Genomic DNA, 22840 nt, shown 5'->3' with positions numbered 1-22840 from the left:
GATCGCGCCGTGCCCCGTCCCCACGGGTTCGGCGCGCTGGGGTCGCTCTCCGCTTCGGGCGACCCCGGTCCCAGGGCTCCTGATTACTTGACTTAGGCAATCATAGGGACTTACTTAAGTCAAGCAATCTTTCCCGAGGGTCGGGCAGGGGCCGGGGCCGAGGCCAGGGACCGGATGGCCGTGGCCGGGCCGTCGGCGTCTGCCTCGGCCCGCCCGGTCAGCGTCCTGTACCTACCCGGCGTCCCCGCCCGCGTCGGCCGCCCCGCCCGGTCGGCGAACGTTCCCACGCCGTGACGGTGGCGGCGGCAGGGCCGCCGGCGCCTCCGCGGGGACGGTGTGGTCGAGGAGGTGGAGGGGCGCCGGTCGGACTCCGGCGGCCTCGGCGGCGTGCCAGTGGGCGAGGGCGCGCGGGAGGTCGACGAGGCCGTGGATCAGGGGGAGTTCGGTACGGGTGCCCGAGCCGCCGTCGGGGGCGGAGTCGGTGAGATGGGCGTGGAGGAGGGACTCCAGGCGGCAGGAGGCGAGGGTGCCGGGGAGGTGGAGGGCGAGGTGGTGCTGGGTGCGGGCGGTGGCGTGGCCGGTGAGGGCGGCGGCCGGGAGATCCGGCGACAGGTGGGTCTCGGTGGAGTCGAGGGCCAGCAGGCCGCCTCCCACGATCAGTACGTCCCGCTCGCGCCTCATCCGCTCCAGGGCCCGCGCGGTGTCGAAACAGTGCGGGAAGGAGTCGTCCACGACGATCGTGCCGGGGCGCAGCCGGTCCACGTCCAGCAGGGCCGTGGAGCCGCCGCTGACCGCCGTGACGATGAGGTCGGACGACTCGTAGACCTCGGTGGGGAGGGTGCGGGGGTCGGTGGACTCGACGACCCGTACGGCCGTCGTGGGGTGGTCGGCCGACAGTTCCGCCGCCAGGCGGTGCAGGCGCGGGGCGCTGCCGGGGACGTCGCAGAGCAGGAGGCTGGTCGGCGGGTGGGGGCTGAGGGCGAGCAGCAGGCGCAAGGACGACGTGCCGATCGAACCGAGGCCGACGACGGTGAGCGTCAGCTCGGCCAGGTCGCGGCGGGTCGCCCGGAGGGCGGCGCGGACGGTCTTCACCACGGCGACCGTGGTGGCCGCGTGGCCGGTGGTGAGGGTGGGGCGGGCGGACGGCGTGGGTGGAGTGGCCGGGGTGGGTGGAGTGGCTGGGGTGGCGGAGAGTTCCCGGAGGACGTCGTAGCCGTAGCCGGTGAGGGACGGGATCATGCCGGCCAGGGAGACGCAGCGGGCGCCGAGGGACGCGGCGTGGTCCACGGCGCGGGCGGTCAGGGCGGCCAGTGTGCTCGGCGTGGGCGGAGCGGACGGCGTGGACGGGGCCGGGGGGAGGTCGGTGGGGAGTGGGCCGGTCAGTTCGTCCGCGAAGAGGGGGAGGGAGACGAAGCCGGATCTTCCGAGGGGGGTGGTGATGCTCTCCAGGACTCGGGGGCGGCCGTCCGGGAAGAGGAGCGCGCGGAGCTGGGCACGGCTCGGGACCGCGTGGGCGGGGAGCCCGGCGAAGGCGGCCAGGTGGTGGGGGGCCGGGAGGTAGCCGATGAGGGCCGCGTCGAGGGCGTGGTCGCGGCGGAGGGATCCCGTCAGTTCTTCTTGCAACTGCCGTGCGAAATGGGCGAGTTGATCGGCGGTCACGGCCTTCGACGACGCGCGCGCGGTGATGCTCAGGCCCTCGCCGTCCGGGGAGGGGCGTACGGCCAGGAAGACGTCGGTGCCCACCGGCGGCGGGGCGAGTGCGGTGTCGCCGTCGTCGGCCCGGAGCGACAGCGTGGTCTCGGGTGGTGCGCCGAGGGAGCTGAAGTCGAGGAACGTGAAGAAGAACTGCGCGGTACGGGGCAGGCCTTGGGCCGTACGGAGGTTCAGGGGGCCGGCGGCGCGGGCCGCGATCGTCTCGGCGGCGATACGGCGGAGATCCTCCTCGAAGCGCGGGGCGGGGCGGTCGCCGTCGGACGGTGGCACCGGGCGCAGCGCCACCGCCTCGGCGAACGGGCCGAAGACGCGGTGGGCGTCGTCGACGGTCTCGTCCCTGCCGGTCACGGCCAGGCCGAGGACCAGGTCGCGGTGGCCGGTGAGGGTGGCGAGGGCGCGGTAGTACGCGGTGAGGACGGGCGCGTGGAGCGTGGTGCCCGCCGTCCGGGCGAGGTGGCGCAGGGCCTCGGTGCGGTCGGCGTCCAGGGTGAGGGTGGTGGTGTGGAAGGCGGCCGTGTCCCCGCCGGGGTGGGCGTGGAGGGCGGGTGGGGTGTACGGGGCGTGGTGGCGGGCGCGGTAGTCCTCGTCCGTCCGTGAGCCCGGGGCCGGTGTCCGGGCGGCGGTGGTTCGGCGCAGGACGTGGTCGCGGAAGGTGGCGGTCAGGGGTTCCAGGCCGTGGGGGAGGCCGCGCTCGAAACGGCCGTACACGGTGAGGAGTTCGCGGGTGAGGAGGGCCGCGCTGTAGCCGTCGCCGATGAGGTGGTGGGCGTGGACGAGGAGGACGTGTTCGTCCGGGGCGAGCGTGAAGAGGCGCAGGCGCACCAGGGGCCAGGCCCAGGGCTCGAAGCGGCGGTTCGCCTCCTCGGCCGTCCGTTCCTCCAACAGGTCGGGGTGGGCGAGGGTCTCCGTCAGGACGGGAAGCCGTAGCGAGACGGGGAGTTCCTGCTGCACGGCTGGGCGCGCGCCGGACGGGAAGACCGTGCGGAGCATGGGGTGCCGGGCCATGAGGACGTCGACGGCCCGTTGGAACAGGTCCGGGTCCAGGCTGCCGTGGATACGGAAGCGGGCCAGCCAGGCGGGGTTGGGGCCGACGCCGGAGGCGAGGGTGTCGGCGAGGAGGAAGCCCTGTTGGGAGGGGGTGAGGGGGTAGGGAGTGGGGGCGAGGGCGGTGTGGGGATCGGTGTGGTGTGCCTCGGCCGGAGCCTCAGCGTCGGTCGCGGTGGTGTCGATGGCTGTGGCCAGGGCGGTCAGGGTGCGGTGGGTGTAGAGGGCGGTCGGGCGTGGCAGGGCGGGGCGTTCGGGGCGCAGGCGCGCGAACAGTTCCAGCACGGTGATGGAGTCGCCGCCGAGGGTGAAGAAGTCGTCCTCGCGGCTGATCTCGGACGCCGGCAGGTCCAGCAGCGCCGACCAGGTGCGCGCCAGCAACTGTTCGGTGGGGGTCGTGGGCGGTGTGCGCCGGGGGTCGGGGAGCGCGGTCGCGCCACGGGGAGCGAGACGGTTGCGGTCGATCTTGCCCGTGCCGGTCAGCGGGAGGGCCGGGAGGGAGTGGACGCGGGCCGGGAGCATGTACGGGGGGAGGGTGCGGGAGAGGAAGCCGCGCACCTCTCTGGGGTCGAGGGCGCGGGGGTCCACGGCGGCGTGCGGGGCGCTGGTGTCGGGGGTGTGCGGGGCGCCGGTGTTGGGGGTGTGCGGGGTGCTGGTTCTGGGCTCCACGTACGCCTCCAGGCGGCCGTCGCGCAGCAGTACGGCCGCGCGGGACACGCCCGGGTGGGTGAGCAGGGCCGCCTCGATCTCGCCGAGTTCGACGCGGTGACCGCGCACCTTGACCTGGTCGTCGAGCCGGCCCAGGAACTCCAGTACCCCGTCGGCCGTACGGCGGACGCGGTCGCCGCTGCGGTACCAGCGGCGGCCGTCCCGTTCGGTGAAGGCGGCGGCGGTGAGGTGGGGGTCGCCCAGGTAGCCGGGGGTGAGGCCGGTCCCGGCGATGAGGAGTTCGCCGGGTTCGCCGGTGGCGCACTCGTGGCCGTCCTCGCCGACGACGGTCAGTTCCGTACCGGTGAGCGGGCGGCCGATGGGGAGGTGGCGGACGTCGTCCGCCGGGCGGGTGTCGATGATGTGGCAGGTGGCGTTGATGGTGGCCTCGGTGGGGCCGTAGAGGTTGGCGATCCGGCCGCCGGTGCCCGTGAGGTCGAACCAGCGGCGGACATGGGCGGCGGGCAGGGCCTCGCCGCCCACGTGGATCCAGCGCAGGGCGGAGAGGTCGGGGGCGGTGCCGCCGTTGCGGCGGGCGTGTTCCTCGGCGGCCGTGAGCAGGCGTTCCCACAGGGTGGGGACGGAGCTCCAGACCGTGATCCGGTCCGCCACGACCCGGTCGAGCAGTGCCTCGGGGTCGCGCAGCAGGTCGCGGGAGAGGGTGTGCACGGTGGCGCCGACCAGCAGGGGCGCCAGCAACTGCCGTACGGAGGCGTCGAAACAGGCCGATGCGGTCTGCGCGAGCCGGTCGCCGGGGCCGTAGCCGAACGTGGTCAGTGACCAGTCGAGGTAGTTCGCCATCGACCGGTGGGTGATGGGGACGGCTTTGGGGCGGCCCGTCGAGCCGGACGTGAAGATGACGTAGGCGATGGCGTCGGGATCGGGATCGGGATCGGGATCAGGGGCGGGTTCGGGGGCCGGGGCCGGTTCGGCGGCTGTGGCGGGTTCGGGGGCCCGAGGGGAGTCGGGGTCGGGGTCGGGGTCGGGGACCGGGACGAGGGTGATGTCGTCCAGGGCGGTGGCCGTGGCACGGGTCGTCGGGGCGCAGACCAGTACGCGAACTCCCGTACGGGACAGCTGATCCCGGTGTCGGGCGGTGGGGTGGGTGGGGTCCAGCGGCACCCAGCCGGCGCCGGCCCGCAGGATGCCGACGACTCCGGTGACCGTGGCCGTCCCGCCCGGTTCGGTGAGGAGCCCGACCAGGTCGCCGGGGCGTACGCCGTGCGCGCGCAGCCGGGTGGCGAGGGCGGCGGAGGCGGCGTCGAGGGCCGCGTAGGTGAGGGTGGTCCCGTCGTCGGCGGTGACGGCGAGGGAACCGGGGGTGGCGTGGAACTGGGCGCGGAGACGGTCCACGATCCCGCCGCGGCCGCCGCGCTCTGTGTCGGCCGGCGTGGTGGAGGCCGGGGCGGCCGCGGCGGGGGGTGTCGCGGTGGCGGCCGCCCGCAGTTCCGTGACGTACTCCTCGGCGAGGCGTCGTACGGTCTCCGGGCGGAACAGGCGGGCCGGGTGGTTCCACGACAGGCGCAGGGCGGCGTCGGCCTCCCAGCAGAGGAGGCCGAGACGGGTCGCGGCGGAGGCGGTGGCCGCGGCCGTGGGTGTGACGGTGACGGGCCAGTCCGGGCCGTGGACCACCGGGAAGCGGGCGAAGCTGAAGCCCGCCTCGGCGACCGTGCGCGGTGCGGGGCCCGTGGTGGGGCGCACCTCGGACAGCAGTCGGGCGAAGTCCGTGCTGCTCAGGGTCGCGTGGGCCTCGGCCTCCCGCCATGTCCGGCTCAGCCGGTCGGCGAGCGCGGTGACCGGTTCGGTGGGGTCGACGTCCACGAACACCGGCAGGGTGTCGGCCAGCGGCCCCACCAGACGGTCGATGCCGACGAGCGGCACCTCCCGTCGTGCCCGGGCCACATTGACCGCGACGGCTCGCCGCCCGCTCCACCGGGCCAGACAACGGCCGTACACCGCCAGCATCAGGTGGAACAGCGAGACCTCGTGCCGTGCGGCCGTCTCGCGGAGCGCGGCAGTCAGTTGTTCGTCGATCTCCGTGCGGTGGTGGGTGAGGGGTGGGGCGGGGGGTGCCTCGGGGTCGCCGTCGTACGGGAGGGAGGGGAGGGACGGCGGGTGTGCGGCCAGGTGGGTGCGCCAGTGGTCGAGGTCCCGCGCGTACGCCGGGGACTGGCGTTCGGCGGTGAGGGTGGCGGCGTAGTCGGTGAACTCGGTTGTGGGTGGGGGTGGTTGAGCGGCCGCTTCGTCGTGGCCGTAGGTCAACGCCGTGTAGAGCGACCAGAGTTCCTCGGCCATGAGCTTGAGGCTGTAACCGTCCGCTGCGGCGTGGTGGACGACGAGGAGCAGGTGGGTGAGGTGGGTTGTTTCGTGGTCGTGGACGTGGACGACGACGGCTCGTACCGGGTCCTCCGTTCTCAGGTCGAACGGGCGGTTGCAGAGGTCGTGTTCGAGCTGGTGCAGGTTGTGCGGGGGGAGGTGGTCCTGGATCTCGTACCAGCTCGGTGCCGTGTCGAGAGGGCCCGCAGGGGCGGCGTACTGGCTCGGGCGGGCGGTTCCGTCGTCCGTGATCCGCATACGCAGCATGGGGTGGCGGGCGGAGAGATGGGCGAAGGCCCGGCCGAGGAGGGCCGTGTCGAGGGGGCCGCTGATGCTCTGCCGTACGTAGCCGTAGGCGGTGAGGCCCTCGTGGAGGGTTTCGGTGGTGTGGAAGGCGAGTTGGAGGGGGGTGAGGGGCGTCAGGGGGGTGAGGGGGGACTCGGTGGCGGGTGTGGGGGGCGGCTGTGGGGCCGGGTGTGGGGTCGGCTGTGCGGGTGTGGCCAGGTGGGTGGCCAGTTCGGCGATCGTGCGGTGTTCGAAGAGGAGGGTGGCGGGGAGGGGGCGGTCGAGTTCGCGTTCCAGGCGGCGGGCGAGGTCGACGGCGCTGAGGGAGTCCAGGCCGAGGGTGAGGAACGGTTCGTCGTCGCCGATCTCCTGCGGGGGGCGGTGCAGGGCGTCTCCGAGAAGGCGGCGTATCACGGTGGTGATGTGGGGGGAGCCGGGTGTTCGCGGCTGCGGGATCGTGGTGGCTGGTCGCGCGGTTCCCCGCGCCCCTATGGGGCCTGCGGCCTCCATGAGGCCTGTGGCCGTCGTGGGGACTGTGGCCTTCGTGGGGTCCGTGGCCCTCGTTGCTTCTGGGGTCCCTGCCGGGGGTGTTGTCGGCTCGGCTGTGATCAGGACGTGAGGGGCGTCCAGGGTGAGTGCCCTGTGCAGGCCCGTCAGGGCATCCCGGGCGGTCATGGCCGTGAGCGGGGGCGGGGCGGTTCCGCCGGCCAGGCCCGTGTCGGTGACGGGGCCGAAGGCGATGCTCTGCCAGGGGCGGCCGGCGGCGCGTTCGGCGCTGGCGAAGGCGTCCAGGAAGGCGTTGGCGGCGGCGTAGTCACCGAGGGCGCCGGCCAGGCCGGGCAGTACGGCGGAGACGGACGAGAACGCGACGCGGACCGCGTCCTCCTGGCCGTGCCGTCGCAGCGCCTCGGCGAGCAGCCGCGTTCCGCGCACCTTCGCGCCGAGTACGGCCTCGATCTCGTCGTCCGGCTTGCCCCGCAGGCTGCCGGGGCGGGCCGTGCCCGCCGCGTGGAACACGGCGTCCAGGGGCGGCAGTCCGGCCACGAGTTCGTCGACGGCGTCCGCGTCGGTGACGTCGGTCGCCTGGTAGCGGGCGAGGGCGCCCAGCGCGCGGAGTTCGGTGAGCAGGGCGCGGGGCGGGGTGGGGGTGCGGCCCGTGAGGACGAGGGTGGGCGTGCCGCGTTCGGCGAGGTCACGGGCGAGCGCGGAGCCGAGGCCGCCCGCGCCACCGGTGATCAGGTAGGTGCCGTTCGGGGGGAGAGGGGTGGGGGCGGGAGGAGGGGCGGGGGTGCCGGTGGTCGTCGCCGTCGTACGGGTGAGACGGCGGCCGGTCCTCCAGGCGACGGTGCCGGTCGTGTTCGCGTCGGCGGTTATGTCTGCCCACAACTCGCTGTGCAGTGCGTCGAGTTGGGCGTCCCGTCCGTCTCCGGCCGACACGTCGACGCTCAGGGAGATGAGGCCCGGATGTTCCTGGGCCAGGGCCAGGGCGAAGCCGTGCAGGAGGGCTTGTTCGGGGCGGGCGTGGGGGGAGGGGGCGCCTGAGCCCGTGCTGTACGCGTCCTCCGTGACGAGCAGCAGGCGGGTGGGCCGGGTCAGGGGTGTGTCGAGCGCGGCCAGCACCTCGCGCAGGGCGGAGACGGCCGTGCGGGTCTCCGACCCCGGCGACTCCGGGCTCGTACTGCCGTCGGTGCCGTCGGTGCCGCCGGCGAACCACAGCACGGTCTCCGGGGCGATCGTCCGCGCCGGGTTCTCCATGGTCACCCCGCGCTCCGTGAGCCGCTCGGCGAGGGAGCGGCGCAGCGGGGTGTCGGCGCCGGTGAGGCGTACGGCACGGGGGCCGGGAGCGGCGGTGAGCGGGGCGTCGCGCCAGAGGAGGGGCTGGGGGGTGGGCGGCTCAGAGGGTGCGAGTGCGGGTTCCGGCGCGGGTGTGGCTGCGGATCCCGGTGCTGGTGCCGGTGCCGGCGTGGTGTCGAGGCGGTGCGGCCAGTGGTGGTCGCGCTGGAAGGGGTACGTGGGGACGGGGACCCGGCGCCGTGTCGTGGTGCGGGCCGGGGATGCCGGGGACAGCGGGGCGCCACGGGTCCAGAGCCGTCCGACGGTTTCGAGCAGGGCGCCCGCTCCCTGGGCCGTACCTTCGCCGGCCCCCGACGCGGACAGGACGGTCAGCTCGGCGGAGGCCACGGCGGGGTGGGCGGCGGCGACCGCGTGGATCGGAGCGGCGAGGGTGGCGCCGGGGCCCAGTTCGACGAACGTGTCGTAGCCCTCGTCCAGCAGCCGGGCGACGGCCGGGCCGAAGCGGACGGGGCGGACGGCGTGGTCGCGCCAGTAGCCGGAGCCGGGGGTCAGGTCGGGGGCCCAGTGGCCGGTGACCGTGCTCAGCATCGGCACGGTGGCCGGGTGCACGGTCAGGGCCTTCGCCGCGCTGTGGAGGGGGTCGAGTACGGGGTTCAGCAAGGGGGAGTGGAAGGCGTGGGAGACGCGGAGGCGCCGGGCGGCCACGCCACGGGCGGTGAGCGCCGCGACCGCTCGCTCGACGGCCTCGGCCTCGCCCGACAGCACGACCTGCGTGGGTGAGTTGACGGCGGCCACGGTGAGGGTGCCGTCGGAGTCGGCGACCAGGGCGGCGACGGTCTCCTCGTCTCCCCGTACGGCCGCCATCGCGCCCGGCGTGGTGAGTCCGCCCATCAGACGTCCGCGTTCGGCGGCGAAGCCGACCGCCTCGGCCAGGGGCAGGGCGCCCGCGACGCACGCGGCGGTGAGTTCGCCGACGCTGTGCCCCACGACCGCGTCCGGCTCCACACCCCACGCGGCCAACTGTCCGGCCAACGCCACGCCGAACGCGACCAGCAGGGGCTGCGCCACCTCCGTCCGGGCCAGGGAGTCGGGCTCGACGCCCTCGTCCAGACACCAGGCGGCCAAGCTCCGCCCCAGCACGGGACCCGTGAGGGAGGAGGCCTCCTCCAGAAGGTCCCGGAAGACGGGCGCCGAACGCCACAACTCCCGGGCGAGCGCGACCCGTTGGGCTCCCTGGCCGGGCATGACGAACACGGTCTGCGCCCGCCCCCGGACGAGCCCGGCGGCGGCCCGGCCCGGCCGACCCGGACGGCCCGGACGCCCCGCGCCGCCCTCGCCACCCGCGCTGCCCTCGCCACCCGCGCTGCCCGCGCTGCCCTCGCCACCCGCGCTGCCCTCGCTGCCCGCGCTGCCCTCGCCACCCGCGCTGCCCTCGCTGCCCTCGCTGCCCTCGCTGCCCGCGCTGCCCGCGCTGCCCGCGCTGCCCGCGCTGCCCGCGCTGCCCTCGCCACCCGCGCTGCCCGCGCTGCCCTCGCCACCCGCGCTGCCCGCGCTGCCCGCGCCGCCCTCGCCACCCGCGCTGCCCTCGCGGTCGTGGCCCCACGCCTGCCCTGCCGCCTCGAGTCGCTCCGCGAGGTCCCCCTCCGCCACCACGGCCAGCCGGTGCGGCCCCTCGTCGCGGGCGGTGTTGACGGTGGCGCACACGTCGCCCTCGTCCAGTTCGGGGTGGGCCCGCAGATGCGCGGCCAGCTCGGAGGCGGCCACGCGCAGCGCGTCCTCGGTCCGGGCGGAGAGGGTCAGCAGGTGCGGCCCGTCGGCGACGGGCGCCGCCGTCTCGTCCCGTGGCGCCTCCTCCAGGATCGCGTGGGCGTTGGTGCCGCCGAAGCCGAAGCTGTTGACGCCGGCGGTCAGGGGGCGGCCGTCCGGGCTGGTCCACTCCTCCTGGTCGGTGACGAGACGGAAGCCCGGCGCGGTGTCGGCGAGGAACGGCGCGGGCGTGACCGCGTGCGGCGACGGCGGGAGCGTGCGGTGCGCGAGGGCGAGGGCGACCTTCACCAGCGCGGGCATCCCGGCCGCGTTGAGCAGGTGCCCGACGTTCGTCTTCACCGAGCCGAGCCCCCGCGCGACCCCGTCCGCGCGGGGCGGAAACGCCTGCCCGAGCGACCGCGCCTCGACCGGGTCACCGATCGGCGTACCCGTGCCGTGCGCCTCCACGTAGGACACGTCGGCCGGATCGACACCGCACTCCGCGTACGCCCGGTCGATCACCTCGCGCTGCCCGCGTGGGGTCGGCGCGAGGAGGCCGAGCGAGCGGCCGTCGTTGTTCACCGCCGTCCCGCGTACGAGAGCGAGGACCGGGTCGCCGGCGGTGCGGGCGTCGTCGAGGCGGGCGAGGACCAGCGCGCCACCGCCCTCCCCCGGCACGAAGCCGTCCGCGTCGACGCCGAACGCACGGCAGCGGCCGGTCGGCGACAACGCGCCCGTCGCCGCGAGGAGACGCCGGCCGGTCGGCGTCAGGCCCAGGTTGACGCCGCCGACCACGGCGAGGTCGCACTCGCCGGACAGCAGGCTGCGCCGGGCCAGGTGCAGGGCGACGAGGGCGGAGGAGCAGGCCGTGTCGACGGCCAGGGCGGGGCCGTCGAGGTCCAGCAGCTGGGAGACACGGGCGGCGATCAGGTTCGGCAGGTTGCCGGTGAGGGCGGCCGGGTGGCGGGCGAGGTCCCCGTCGGCGGCCTCGGCGAGAACCTCCCGGTACCCGCTGTCGCCGGCCGCCGCGAACACCCCGACCCTGCGGGCGGCCCGCCGGGGTCCGGCGTACCCGGCGCGTTCCAGCGCCTCGTGCGCCAGTTCCAGGAATATCCGCGCCTGTGGATCGGTCGCCCGCGCCTCCGCGTCGTCCATCCCGAAGAAGCGGGCGTCGAAGGCCCCGGGATCGGCCAGACGGCCGACGGCGTCCCCGCCGGACACGAGCAGCTCCCAGAAGTCCTCGGGCGTCTCGCCGCCGGGAAACCGGCAGGCGACGGAGAGCACGGCGAGGGCGCGGTCGTCGACGCCGTCGCCCCCCGGGCTGGCCACCGCGCCGCCGGCCGTGCGGGGAGTCCCGCGACCGGCCACCCCGTCATGGCCGTCGCCGTCGCTCTCGCCCGACCCCCCACCTTCACCCTGGCCGTGGCCCCCACCCCGGCCCTCGTCCTCCGCCAGCAACCCCCACACATGCCCGGCCAGCGCCACCACCGTGTCGTGGTCCCGCAGCGCGCCCGGCTCCACCGTCACCGCGAACACGTCCTCCAGCCCGGCGAGCACGGCCATCGCCTTGAGCGAGGAACCGCCGAGGTCGAAGAACCGCTCCCGCAGCCCCACCTCGGACACGGGCACGTCCAACACCCGCGCCCACACCGCCCGCACGGCCTCCCGGACCTCCCGCGACGAACGGGGAACGCCCCGGTGCCCCCTGCCCTCAGCCCTGCCCCCGTCCTTCGCGGCGCCGACCGCCTCCCACGCGCCGGTGGTGGACCAACGCCCCTCCACCGCCGCGTACTTCCCGGCCTCGAACCGCTCCCGCAGCACCCCCCGCCGCAGCTTCCCGCTGGTGGTCCGCGTGAACGCCCCCGGCGGCAACGGCAGCACCCGTACGTCGTCGTGCCCGAGGACCTCCCGCAGCCGGCCGGCGGCGGCACGGAGCACCGGCGCCGCGGCCGCGCGCCCGGGCCGGGCCCACTGCACGAACGCGACGACCCGCTCGCCGCCGCCGTCCGGATCGGTGGACCCCACGACGGCCACGGCCCCCGGCGGCAGCCCCGGCGTCGCGGCGACCGTCTCCTCCAGGTCGGACGCGTGGAACGTACGGCCGTTGACGAACACGACGTCCTTGTGGCGCCCGGTGACGCACAACCGCCCGCCCCGCAGGAACCCCAGGTCGCCCGTGCGCAGCCAGCCGTCGGCCCCGAACGCCGCCGCGCTCGCCTCGGGCGCCCGGTGGTACCCGCGTCCCAGCTGCGGGCCCCGCACCTCCACATGTCCGACCCGCGACTCGCCCACCGGGGCCCCGGTGTCATCGGTGATACGGATCTCGCATCCCGCCACCGGTCGCCCGAGGTCCATCAACTCCACGGCGTGCGAGCCGGGTCGTGTGTCCACCACTCGCCCCGCACCGAGCGCGGCCCGGTCCAGCACCAGCGGCGTGGCGGTCTCGCCCAGCGGCGGTACGGTCACCGCGAGGGTCGCCTCCGCCAGGCCGTACACCGGCAGCGGGGCGCGCGGGTCGAGGCCCGCCGGGATCGTGTGAGCCGTGAACTCCCGCCAGACACGCGGCGCGATGGGCTCCGCGCCGACGAGCATCAGGCGTACGCAGCCGAGGTCGAGCCCGGCGAGCGCGGTGGCCGGGACGCGGCGTACGGCGAGGGCGAGGGCGAAGTTCGCGGCCGAGAGGAGCGTCGCGCGGTGGCGGTCCACGGCCTCGAACCACAGGGCGGGCCGCTTCGCGAAGGACAGCGGCTCGATCCGTATCTGCTTCACCCGCGCGGCCATGGGGACCAGGTGGGTGCCGATGAGGCCCATGTCGTGGAAGTACGGCATCCAGGTCGCGATCACGTCGTCCGAGGTGATCGCCATGGCGGTACGGATCTGACGGAGGTTGGCGAGGACCCCGGCGTGCGTCAGCTCCACGCCCTTCGGGGCGCCCGTGCTGCCGGAGGAGAACTGGAGGAAGGCGATGTCGTGGGGGGCGGGGCGGGCGAGACGCCGGGGCGGACGGCCCTGCCGCAGGTCGTCCAGCCGCAACACGCGTAGAGAGCGGGCCGGTTGGTCCGCGGCCCGCTCATCCCCGACCGCCCCGTCGTCGGTCACGGCGGTCACGGCGGTCACGGCGGTCAGGGCGGTCAGGACCGTGGGCGTCGACTCGGCGTCCGCCAACACGGGCGGTCTGCCGAGGAGTTCCCAGACCGGGCCGACCCGGCGGGGCTCCGGGGCGAGCGGGACGGGTACGGCGCCCGCCGCCAACGCGCCCCAGAACAGGGGCTGGAAGGTGTCGCCCCGGTCGGCGACCAGGGGCAGCGGGGTGCCCGGCGTCACGCCCGCCGCGAGCAGACCGCCTGCCACGCGCAGTGCCTCGTCGCGGAGTTCGGCGAAGGTGACCGTGTGTTCGCCGCCGTCTCCTCGGACGTGCACGACGGTCTGGTCGGGAGTCTCCCGCGCGGCGTCGAGCAACACGTCCAGCAGAGTCGAGTCCGCCCCGCCGTACACACCTTCATTCGATCTCTCCACCGTGCGGACCCTACAAGCCGTTTTCGTTCGGTGGCAGGCGGAGGAAGTGGTGGGGAGCCGGTGGCGCTGCCGGACCGTCTCGCCGGCCTCCCGCACCCGGAGGTGCGGGAGGCCGTACGGGAGGGGGCGCGCCCCCGCCGACACTTACGTCCAGCTGTGGGCCACGTCCACCACCAGCCGGTCGGAGAGCTGGAGCACCCGGAAGGGCAGTCGGCCGCGGACGCCGACGCCGATCTGGGTCTCGCCCTCGAAGCTGCCGGCGAAGCGGGTGTCACGGAAGGTGCGGTAGCCGGTCAGGTTCACACCGGGCAGCGGTTCGGCCACGTCGCCCGGGTAGACGACCCCGCCCGTCTCGGGGTCGTAGCTCGGCGCGGCGACCCGTATCTCCAGGATGGCCCCGCCCTTCACGGGTATGGGGTCGCCGGAGCCGACCTGGTGCAGCCGGTCGACGTACTGGACGTAGTAGCCGACGTGGGCGCCGCCGGCGGGCACGTCGAACACGATGCGGTCGAAGCAGTCGTGCCGTCCCGTCCTGATGTCCGACAGGGGCGCGGCGCCGCTGTCGGGGCTGCCCTTGACGCCGCTGCCCCAGCCCGTCGGGCAGGCCGCCGCGGTACGCGCGGCCCCGCCGGGCGCGGCACTCGCGGTGGCCGCCGCCGTCCCGATCGCGGTCCCCGCGAGCGCGAGCGCCAGAACCGCTGCTCCGATTCGTCGCATGTCGTCCCCCCTTGTTCCCACAACGCTGCGGTAGCGCTGATATCGGATGAGACGACCGGGTATGGCGGAAGGTTGTACTCCGATCCCCACGGACGTGTCCCGGTATCGGAACAGCGGGAAAAGGGAACGGCGCGCTACTTCTTCCCCACCGGCGAACCGTTGCGTTCCGGGTGGCGGCGGCGGGGGGTCGGGGGCGGGGAGGGGACCTTGTGGAGGAGGGGGGCGGGGGTGGCGCGGCCGGGTCCCGGCGGGCGGCTCACGTACTGGCTGTGCAGGCTGTCGTCGATCCGCCAGAGGATGCCGGTGGTACGACCGGTGGGGGCCGCCGCGTCGAGCTTGGCGGTGAAGGAGGCCAGCCGGTCGTAGAGGGTCCGGGCGCGCGCTCCGGTGGCGGTGAGTTCCGAGGTGGTGGCCTCGTGGAGGGCGTCGAGGAGGTGGACCAGGTTGTGCCCGGAGAGCTGGACGTCCTGCATGCCGCCGTCCGCCTTGGTGATGCGTCCCGGCGGCAGGTTGGGGTCCGCGGTGAAGTGGGCCGCCTTGGTCGCGGTCGGGCCGACGCGGTCGTACGGGTCGCGGGTGCTCTGCGTCCAGGCGGGCTCCCAGACACCGAACGCCGTGCGGGCCAGGAAGGTCCAGGTGTCCTCGTGGCAGCGCAGGGTGAGGTAGGAGACGCCGGCCGCCCGGCGGAGGGTGTCGTTGTGCTGTTCGAGGGCCACCCGGTTCGCCGCGAGGGCGGCCCGCAGGACCACCCGGTCCTCCTCCCGCCAGCGCCGCTCCTGCTCACCACGCTGTGCCAGCAGATCCCGTTTGAGCTGCTGGTTCCTCGCGTACTGCTCGACGAACGTCGTGATCAACGTCTTGACTGCCTGGAACATCTCGAACATGGCGCCTGCTGGGGTCGGGCCGGACATCCTGGGGTTGCAGCGGCCCAACGACGTTCATCAGATCTTGGTCACGGCGGCCGGTGCGGTCCCGTCCTGTCGGCGGCGCGCTGATGGTCCGTCAAGGACATTGCCGGACACGGCTGTTGAGGGTCACGCGCGTCCCGGGAACGGCGTCGGGGAGTGACTGTGGAATTCCTGTGGCGGACTGCCTTACGTGTGAGTAGAACGTTAGGGTCTGCCGTATGAACGCACGGCTGGCCCTGCTCAGCACGGTGGATCCCGGTGTCGCGGAGAGCGAGGTCTTCCGGCTGGCGCTCCAGCACGCGGTCGGCGAACTCGGCGCTCTCGGGGCGATGTTCCATCTCAGAGGCCCCATGTCGGCCCTGCGTCTGGTGTCGGTCACCGGCCTCCCGCCCGCCCTGACCCGCCCCTGGGAGATCATCGACCAGGAGGGCCCGCTGCCCCCGGCCCGCGCCCTGCACCAGGGCAGGGGCGTGTGGTCCCCGCTCGGCTCCATGGCCCTCGCCTGGCCCGGCACCGGCCTCGCCGCGTTACCCGTCTCCGGCCGCGAGCGCACGGTCGGCGCGCTCACCGTCCTCACCGGCGACCGGGGCGAACCCACCGGTCTGCAATGGGACTTCCTGCGTGCCGTCGTCGACTGGACCGAGGACCGCATGGCCCGGGCCGCCCCGCCGCCCGGCCCCGCCCCCGCCGAACCGGACGCCGAGCGGCTGCGGCAGGCGCTGAAGGAGGTCAGCGTCGGCTCCTGGGACTGGGACATCCGCAGCGGCGACCTGATCTGGGACGAGGCCGCCCTCCAGCTCTACGGCACCCGGCCCGCCGAGTTCACCGGCAAGATCGAGAACTGGATGCGGATCGTCCACCCCGACGACCTCCCGCCCACCCTGGCCGCCGCCGAGCGGGCGATCCGCGATCACACCGTCTACGAGGCGGAGTACCGCGTACGGCGCTTCGACGGCACCTGGGGCTGGACCCGGGCGCGCGGCCGGGCCACCTACGACGAGGACGGCGCACCCGACCGGATGATCGGCGTCGGCTGGGAGAGCGACGAGGCGCGCTCCGCCCGGGACGCGGTCGGCCGGGCGCTGCGGCACATGAGCGACGGCTTCCTCGCCGTCGACGACGACTGGCGGATCACCTTCGTCAACCTGGTCGCGGAACGCACCCTCGGTCTCTGTGAGGAGGAGCTGCGCGGGCGGCACCTGTGGGACCTGCCGTCGGTGCGCGAGACGCCGTGCCTGGAGAGCCGCTGCCGGGCGGCCGCCGCCGAGGAGAAGCCCGCCGGGTTCGACGTCCATGTGCCGGACCGCGACCGCGTCTACCATCTGCGGCTGGTCCCCGGGCCCGACGGCCGGACCATCTACTTCACCGATGTCACCGAGCGACGGCGGCACGAGGAGGAGCGCCGCGAGGCCGAGCGCGCGGCCTCCGAACGGGCCCACCGCATCGCCGCGTTGACCGCCGCGCTCGCCAAGGCGACCACCTCGCAGGACGTCGTCGACGCGGTCGCCTCGCGGGTGCTGCCGCCGTTCGGCGCGAGCGGTCTGCTCGTCCAGACCGTCGAGAACGGCCGGCTCCACAACGTCGGCGCCGTCGGCTACGCGCCCGACTTCATCGACTTCGTCAACCACCGCCCCCGGACGCCGTACGGCCCGGTGTGGGACACCGTCACCACCGGCACCCCGATCTTCCTCTCCTCCCCGGCGGAGTTCGCCGCCCATGTGCCCCAGCACGCCGACCTGCCCGCCCGCTCGGGCAAACAGGCCTGGGCCTTCCTGCCGTTGACCGCGTCCGACCACACCTTCGGCGTGTGCGTCGTCTCCTTCGACCGGCCGCGCCGCCTCACCGACGAGGAACGCACCCTCCTGACGGCGATCAGCGCCCTCCTCGCACAGTCCCTGGAACGCGCCCGCCTCTACGACCTCGAACACACCCGGTCCCGCGAACTCCAGCGCGCCCTGCTCCCACAGGACCTGCCGGCCCTCGCCGCCTGCGAGTCGGCGGCCCGCTATCTGCCGGCCGGGCAGGGCATGGACGTCGGCGGCGACTGGTACGACGTCATCCCGCTCTCCAGCGGCCAGGTCGTCCTCGTCGTCGGCGACGTCATGGGCCACGGCCTGTCCGAGGCCGCCACCATGGGCCGCCTCCGCACGGCCGTGCACACCCTCGCCGACCTCGAACTGCCCCCCGACGAGATCATGGGCCACCTCAACGACATCGTCGGCTCCATGGGCGAGGACTCGTACGCCACCTGCCTGTACGCCCTCTACGACTCCACCACCCAGGTCTGTTCCCTCGTCCGGGCCGGGCATCCGCCCCCGGCCGTGGTCCTCCCCGACGGCACCGTGCGCTTTCCCGAGTGGACCGCCGACCCGCCGCTCGGCGCGGCCGAACCACCCTTCGAGACCGTGGAGTTGAGCGTGCCCGAGGGCAGTCTGCTGGTGCTCTACACCGACGGGCTGGTCGAGTCGGCGAGACGCGGCATCGACGAGGGCATGGCCGACCTGGCACGGCTGCTGCGCACGGCCCACCGGGACGGCACCGCCGCGGACCTGGAACGCCTCTGCGACACCCTCACCCACGGCCTGCTGCCCGCCGAGCACGCGGCGGCCGACGACGCGGCCTTCCTGGTCGCCCGGCTGCACGCGCTCACCGACGACCGGATGGCCTGCTGGTCCCTCCTCGACGACCCGAGGGCCGCCGCGCAGGCCCGCCGCCACGTCCGCGAACAGCTCGCGGTCTGGGGCCTGGACGAGCTGGCGCCCACCACCGAACTGCTCGCCAGCGAACTCGTCGGCAATGTCGTCCGCCACGCCAAGGGCCCGGTCCGGCTGCGTCTCCTGCACGGCCCCGCGCTGGTCTGCGAGGTCTTCGACGGCAGCCTCACCATGCCCCGCATACGCAGGGCCGGCGACACCGACGAGGGCGGGCGGGGCCTACAGCTGGTCACCGCGCTCTCCCAGCGCTGGGGCACCCGCTACACGGCCACCGGCAAGTGCATCTGGACCGAACAGTCCCTCACCGGCCCCGACCCCCGGCCCGCCGCGCCGTCCGGGCCGCCGGAGCGGCAGCTCCTGGTCCCCGCCGACTTCGACGGAGACCTGGACTCGCTGCCGTTCGGCGACCCGGAGGTCGAGAACTTGCTCGATCAACAGTTGCGGAGGGAGTAGACGGGGCCCAGTTGACGGCGTACACCCCACCCGTGCCGCCACCTCGCTCGTGGTGCGGCCGCCGGTCTTCGGCCGGGTGCGGGCACGTCGGATCGCGTGGGGCCCGGGGCCGCCGCGCCGCATGATCACCGTCATCGTTCGGCGCGTGCCACGGCTTTCGAGGGTGGTCGAATGCCGCAGGTCGTGCCGCCTTCGAGGAGGTCGGCACCGAGGACGGTGACGGTGTGCAGCACGGCACCGCCGATCCGCCGGCTGGTCAGCAGCCCCGACTCCCGGAGCACGGCCACATGGTGGCTGACGGTCGCCGGACTGCACCCCACCTGGGCCGCCACCTCGCTCGTGGTGCGGCCGTCGGCCACCTCCTCCAGCACGGCGGCCCGCGCCGGTCCGGCCCAGCCCGGCAGGGGACGGGCGAGGGACAGCTCCGTCAGGTCGGTCCGCAGCCGGGCGCGGGGCGTGGCGAGCATCGCGTCGAGGCTCGCCTCCAGGCATCCGGCCGCCCCAGCGGGGGTCAGGAAGTCCGCCGAGTAGCCGCGCGGCGGGGCGAGGTGGCGCAGCCTCGGCAGCTCCGGGTCGAAGAGGCCGCGCGACGCCCGGCGCCAGCGGCCGAAGACGAGGGCGCCGTCCCGGTTCTGCGGCAGGTGCAGGCTGAGCAGCCCCTCCCACAGCGGGTCGGGTTCCTCGGCCAGGACCACCCTGGCCAGGTCGTCGTACGTGAAGTGGATCCGCAGCCCCACCGGCCCGCTCCCCCCAGATCCGTGCGGCTCGCCGTGCCGCGGACGAGTCGCAGACATGGGGGAACCCCGGGGCGCCCGCCGTGAGTGGAGGGGCGGGCGCCCCGGGGTCCGTGTCGGTCGGTCAGCCCATGGAGCCGTGGGCCCATGGGGTCGAGCGGTGCGCCGAGCCGGTCAGCTCACGGCGTCGATGCGCTCGACGCGCTCGTTGACGCCGTTGCGCAGTTCGCCCAGGGTCGTGCCGGGCGGGGCCGTCTTCGGGGTCGAGGACGGCGGCTGGGTCTCGTCGGCGCAGGTGGTGCCGGAGGCCGGGACCTTCAGGTCGACGAGGTAGTCGATGACGGCGTCCGTCGCGCAGCGGCTGCGGCCGAACGCGGTGTGGCCCTCGGCGTCGAACGTCACCAGCGCGGCGTTGTCCAGCTGCCGGGACAGCGCGACCGCGTCCTGGTACGGGGTGTCCGGGTCACCGGTGGTGCCGAGGACCAGGATCGGGGCCGAGCCCTTGGCCCGGAAGGAGCCTTCGTAGCGGCTGACCTTCTCGGCGGGCCACTGGACGCACGCGGTGGCGTGCTGGTGGTCGTAGGTCGGCGGGCCGAACGCCATGGCCGGGCCCAGCAGCGGCGCGTCCTTCGCGTTGGCCGTGACGTTCCGCTCCAGCTTGCGCAGGCTCTTCGGGTACTCCTTGTCGACGCACTCCACGACCACGTTCGGGCCGAGGAAGTCGAAGCTCGCCGGGGACGGCGGCCGCAGCAGGAACGAGGTGTTGTCCCGCGCCTGCGCCTTCTTCAGCGCCGCGCCGAGCGAGGGCCAGATGACCTTGCCCTCGTTGATGTTGAACATCAGCCGGTAGACCAGGGTGTAGCCGTTGGCCTTGCCGCCGCTCGCCGTGGTGACGGGGTTGGCGTCGAGGTCCTTCTTCAGCTGCTCGAACGCGCCGCGCGGGTCGCCGTCGCCGAAGCCGCAGATCGCCGGGTCGGAGGCGCACCAGTCGAGGAAGCGGCTCATCGAACCGTCCAGCGCCTGGTACTGGGCCCGGTCGTACGCGTAGGGGCGGTAGGCGTACTTGTACGGGTCGTAGGCCCCGTCGAGGGTCAGCGCCCGCACCCGCTTCGGGAACATCGCCGCGTAGACGGTGCCGATGTACGAGCCGAACGACCGCCCGTAGTACGTCAGTTGCTCCTCACCGAGGGCCTGGCGCAGCAGGTCGATGTCACGGGCGACGTACTCCGTGCCGACGTACGGCAGCAGGTCGCCGGAGTTGTCGAGGCACGCCTGGTCGAACTCGGCCGCCTCGCGCAGCGCCGGGCCGAAGGCGTCCGGTCCGGGGACGCCCTTGGCGTCGGTGACGGCCTTGGTGTAGCGGGCGTCGTCGAAGCAGGTGAGCGCCGAACTGCGGCCCACACCACGGACGTCGTAGCCGAAGACGTCGAAGGACTCACGCAGGGCGGCCGGGAGGCCGGCGTAGTTGTTGCGGACGAAGTCCACGCCGGAGTTGCCGGGGCCGCCGGGCTGCATGAAGAGCGTGCCCTTGCGCTTGGCCGGGTCGGCGGCCTTCTTGCGGACGACCGCGAGCGTGATCTTCCTGCCCTCGGGCGCCCGGTAGTCCAGCGGCACCTGCGCGTCGGCGCACTCGTACCCGCCCTGGCAGTCGGCCCAGGCGAGGGTGGGCACGGGCGGCGGCGGGGTCTTCCCCGATCCCGCCTCCTGCGTGGTGCTCTGCGCGGCCATCGCCTGGGTCGCCGTACCCGTCGCGGCGAGGACGAGCGCGGTCACGGCGGCGCCGACGAGTCTGAGCCGGGAGTGACGTCTCGATGGGGACCGATAAGTGGTCATGGATGTGTTTCCCCCCTGGGAAATCCGTGCTTTCGGCAACCCACTGGTCGATGTGGGGCCGGAGCATGTCTAACGGAGAAGAGGGGAAAAGCGCCAGAGAGGTGCCGCTGTGGCCGACCTTCCGCGCAATCTCTCCAATACCCGGCGGTAGTTACCGTCGGAGGCGATCACTTCGTACTGTGGGTGACGTCCCTGGCCGGTGATCCAGTGCTGGGCCCGGCCGGAACCCCCCACGATCACGAAGGATCCGCGCACGTGTCAGTCAAGAACAGCCGTCTCAGGGTCGCCCTCCTCGCCGTGGCGGTCGCGGCCGCCGGTCTCGCCCTCGCGGGGCCCGCCGCGGCGGCGACGCCCGGTACCACCCCCGTCTCCTCGGCCCCGCAGACGTCGTCCATACCCGTCGACTTCGTCGACCTCGCCACCAGCCCGCTCGCGGCGGACGGCGCGAGCCACGAGGTCACCGTCACCTACCGCAACGACTCGGCGGCCGACCGGACCGTCGCCCCGCAGCTCCTGGTGGAGTCGCCGGACGCCGGCCCCTTCCTCGACCCGGCGGACGTCCGGGTCGAGCGCCGCACCGCCGGCGGCTGCTGGCAGGCCGTGGGCCTCGGCAGCCAGACCGGCACCCTCTTCACCGACCTGAGCACCGCCCGGCGCACGCTCCCGGCGGGCGCCGGCCTCACCGAGGTCTACCGCGTCACCGTCACCGACCCGGCGGCCGAGGGCACGGTCCACCCGAGGATCGCGCTCTACTGACCGACCGCCGCACCGCCCGCGACCAGGGCCGGACCCAGCTCCCCGGAGCGGGCCCGGCCCTTTCGCGTGGGGCCGTACAGGCACTCCACGAACATTCTCCGTCGCACCTGTTGCACCTCGGGCCCTCCTGGACACGTACGGGCAGAAGCCACGGAAGGAAGTCATGCCCATCACCACAGCGGCCCAGTTCACGGACGTGTACCGGGCGCACTACGAGGACGTGCTGAGGTTCGTCCGTCGTCGCGCCCATCCCATGAACGTCGACGACATCGTCGGCGAGACGTTCCTCGCGGCCTGGCGCAGGCGCCATGAACTCCCCGACGACCCGCGGCCCTGGCTGTTCGGCACCGCCCGCAAGGTGATGCTCAACGACAGCCGGGGCATGCGCCGGCACACCGCGCTGGCCGTCCGCGTCCAACGGGCCGTCGAGACCGGCGGCAGTACCCGGGCCGCCGACCCGGCCGCGCTGGTGGGCGGCCGGATGGACCTCGCCGCCGCCTGGCAGGCGCTGACTCCGGCCGACCAGGAGGTCCTGGCCCTCCAGGCGTGGGAGCAGCTCTCCGCCAAGGACGCGGCCAAGGTCCTCGGCTGCACCCGCGCCGCGTACGCCATGCGCCTGACCCGGGCCAAACGCCGCCTCGCCGCCCGCCTCGGCACCGCCGACGCGACGACGCCCGCCCTTGCCACGACGTTCTGAGCCTTCCGGACAGGAGCCCCGAGACATGAACGAGAACACGCACACCACCGCCCCGCAGGACACCCTGCTCGCCCGCCTCGCACCCCTCGACGCCGCCCCCCGCACCGAGTGGACCGCCGCCGAGATCGACCGCGAGGAGACGCTGCTGCGCGCGATCCTCCTCGACACCGAGCCCGCGAGCCGTTCGGTCCGCCCCGCCCCCCGCCGGCCCCTCGTCCGCCGCCTCTCCTTCACCGCGGCCGGCGCGCTCGTGGCCGGCCTCGCCGTGCTGACCGCCACGGGCGGACTCTCCGGCCTGCCGGGCATCGGCGACCAAGGCCCGCTGCCCACGGCCGAGTTGGCGAGCTGGACCGGCACCCCCAGCAGCCTGGACTCGGCCGGCGCGGAGGGCGCGGCGGCCGAGAAGATCTGCCTGGACCTGACCGAGGACTACGGCTCCGGCCCCGTCGGCGTCAGCAACGCGGACATCCGGGGCAGCGTGGCCTCGATGGTGGTCAGCCGGGGCGGCGACGCGGTCTACTGCCTGGCCGGCTCGGACGGCGCGGGGGTCACGATGGCCGTCGACCGGGTGCTCGACCTCCCCGCCGACGGCATCGAACTGGACACCTACGGCGCCCGGGGCGAGGGTTCCGCCCTGGTGAACTACGCCGTCGGATCCGTCGGCGCGGACGTCGAGAAGGTCACCCTCCGGGACCGGGGCCACACCGTCCGGGCCACCCTCCAGGACGGCCGCTGGACCGCCTGGTGGCCCGAGGGCGACCCCGACGGCCTGCTCACCGGCACGGTCACCCTCACCTTCACCGACGGCACGACCCGCACGATCCAGAGCCCGGACCTGCCGTAGCCGTGACACGGCGGCCGGGTGTGTGACGGGCATCACATGCGCCGATGTCACATCCGCCCGGG

The 22840-nt window shown here is 74.4% G+C and carries 9 protein-coding genes; 4 read left to right on the top strand and 5 right to left on the bottom strand.

Features of this window, described 5'->3' with window-relative positions:
• Positions 1-231 precede the first annotated feature (231 nt).
• From ACZ52C_RS10720 to ACZ52C_RS10710, 3 genes are all read right to left on the bottom strand, one after another.
• The gene (locus ACZ52C_RS10720; protein ID WP_469074373.1) at positions 232-13122 is read right to left on the bottom strand and encodes an amino acid adenylation domain-containing protein; all 12891 of its coding nucleotides are present in this window, start codon (positions 13120-13122) and stop codon (positions 232-234) included.
• Between the two features lie 144 nt (positions 13123-13266).
• Positions 13267-13839 carry an AMIN-like domain-containing (lipo)protein gene (locus ACZ52C_RS10715; RefSeq protein WP_469074372.1) on the bottom strand — a complete coding sequence of 191 codons (573 nt, stop codon included), beginning with the start codon at positions 13837-13839 and terminating at the stop codon, positions 13267-13269.
• Positions 13840-13973: 134 nt separating this feature from the next.
• Positions 13974-14714, bottom strand: a complete 741-nt coding sequence (locus ACZ52C_RS10710; protein WP_469074371.1) for a hypothetical protein — start codon at positions 14712-14714, stop codon at positions 13974-13976.
• Positions 14715-14965: 251 nt separating this feature from the next.
• Between ACZ52C_RS10710 and ACZ52C_RS10705 the strand changes: the two genes are divergently transcribed.
• Positions 14966-17914 carry a SpoIIE family protein phosphatase gene (locus tag ACZ52C_RS10705; RefSeq protein WP_469074370.1) on the top strand — a complete coding sequence of 983 codons (2949 nt, stop codon included), beginning with the start codon at positions 14966-14968 and terminating at the stop codon, positions 17912-17914.
• Between the two features lie 131 nt (positions 17915-18045).
• Here the strand turns inward: ACZ52C_RS10705 and ACZ52C_RS10700 are convergent, their stop codons facing one another.
• Together ACZ52C_RS10700 and ACZ52C_RS10695 are read right to left on the bottom strand one after the other, a co-directional pair.
• A complete protein-coding gene (locus tag ACZ52C_RS10700) occupies positions 18046-18651 on the bottom strand; it encodes an ArsR/SmtB family transcription factor (RefSeq protein ID WP_469074369.1) in 606 nt (201 codons plus the stop codon).
• A 171-nt stretch (positions 18652-18822) separates the two neighbouring features.
• Entirely contained in the window at positions 18823-20481 is a 1659-nt protein-coding gene (locus ACZ52C_RS10695) for an alpha/beta hydrolase (protein WP_469074368.1), read from the bottom strand.
• A gap of 255 nt (positions 20482-20736) precedes the next feature.
• Between ACZ52C_RS10695 and ACZ52C_RS10690 the strand changes: the two genes are divergently transcribed.
• The 3 genes from ACZ52C_RS10690 (at position 20737) to ACZ52C_RS10680 (ending at position 22778) form a co-directional block, all read left to right on the top strand.
• Positions 20737-21237: a signal peptide protein gene (locus ACZ52C_RS10690; protein ID WP_469074367.1), complete on the top strand. Its 501-nt coding sequence runs from the start codon at positions 20737-20739 to the stop codon at positions 21235-21237.
• 163 nt (positions 21238-21400) lie between these two features.
• Positions 21401-21934 (top strand): RNA polymerase sigma factor, encoded by a 534-nt coding sequence (locus tag ACZ52C_RS10685; RefSeq protein WP_469074366.1) that lies wholly within the window; start codon positions 21401-21403, stop codon positions 21932-21934.
• A 25-nt stretch (positions 21935-21959) separates the two neighbouring features.
• On the top strand, positions 21960-22778 hold the full coding sequence (locus tag ACZ52C_RS10680; protein WP_469074365.1) for a hypothetical protein: 819 nt from the start codon (positions 21960-21962) through the stop codon (positions 22776-22778).
• Positions 22779-22840 lie beyond the last annotated feature (62 nt).

The sequence above is a fragment of the Streptomyces sp. NPDC034049 genome (genome assembly GCF_055575575.1).
This window is presented reverse-complemented; position numbering and strand designations above follow the sequence as displayed.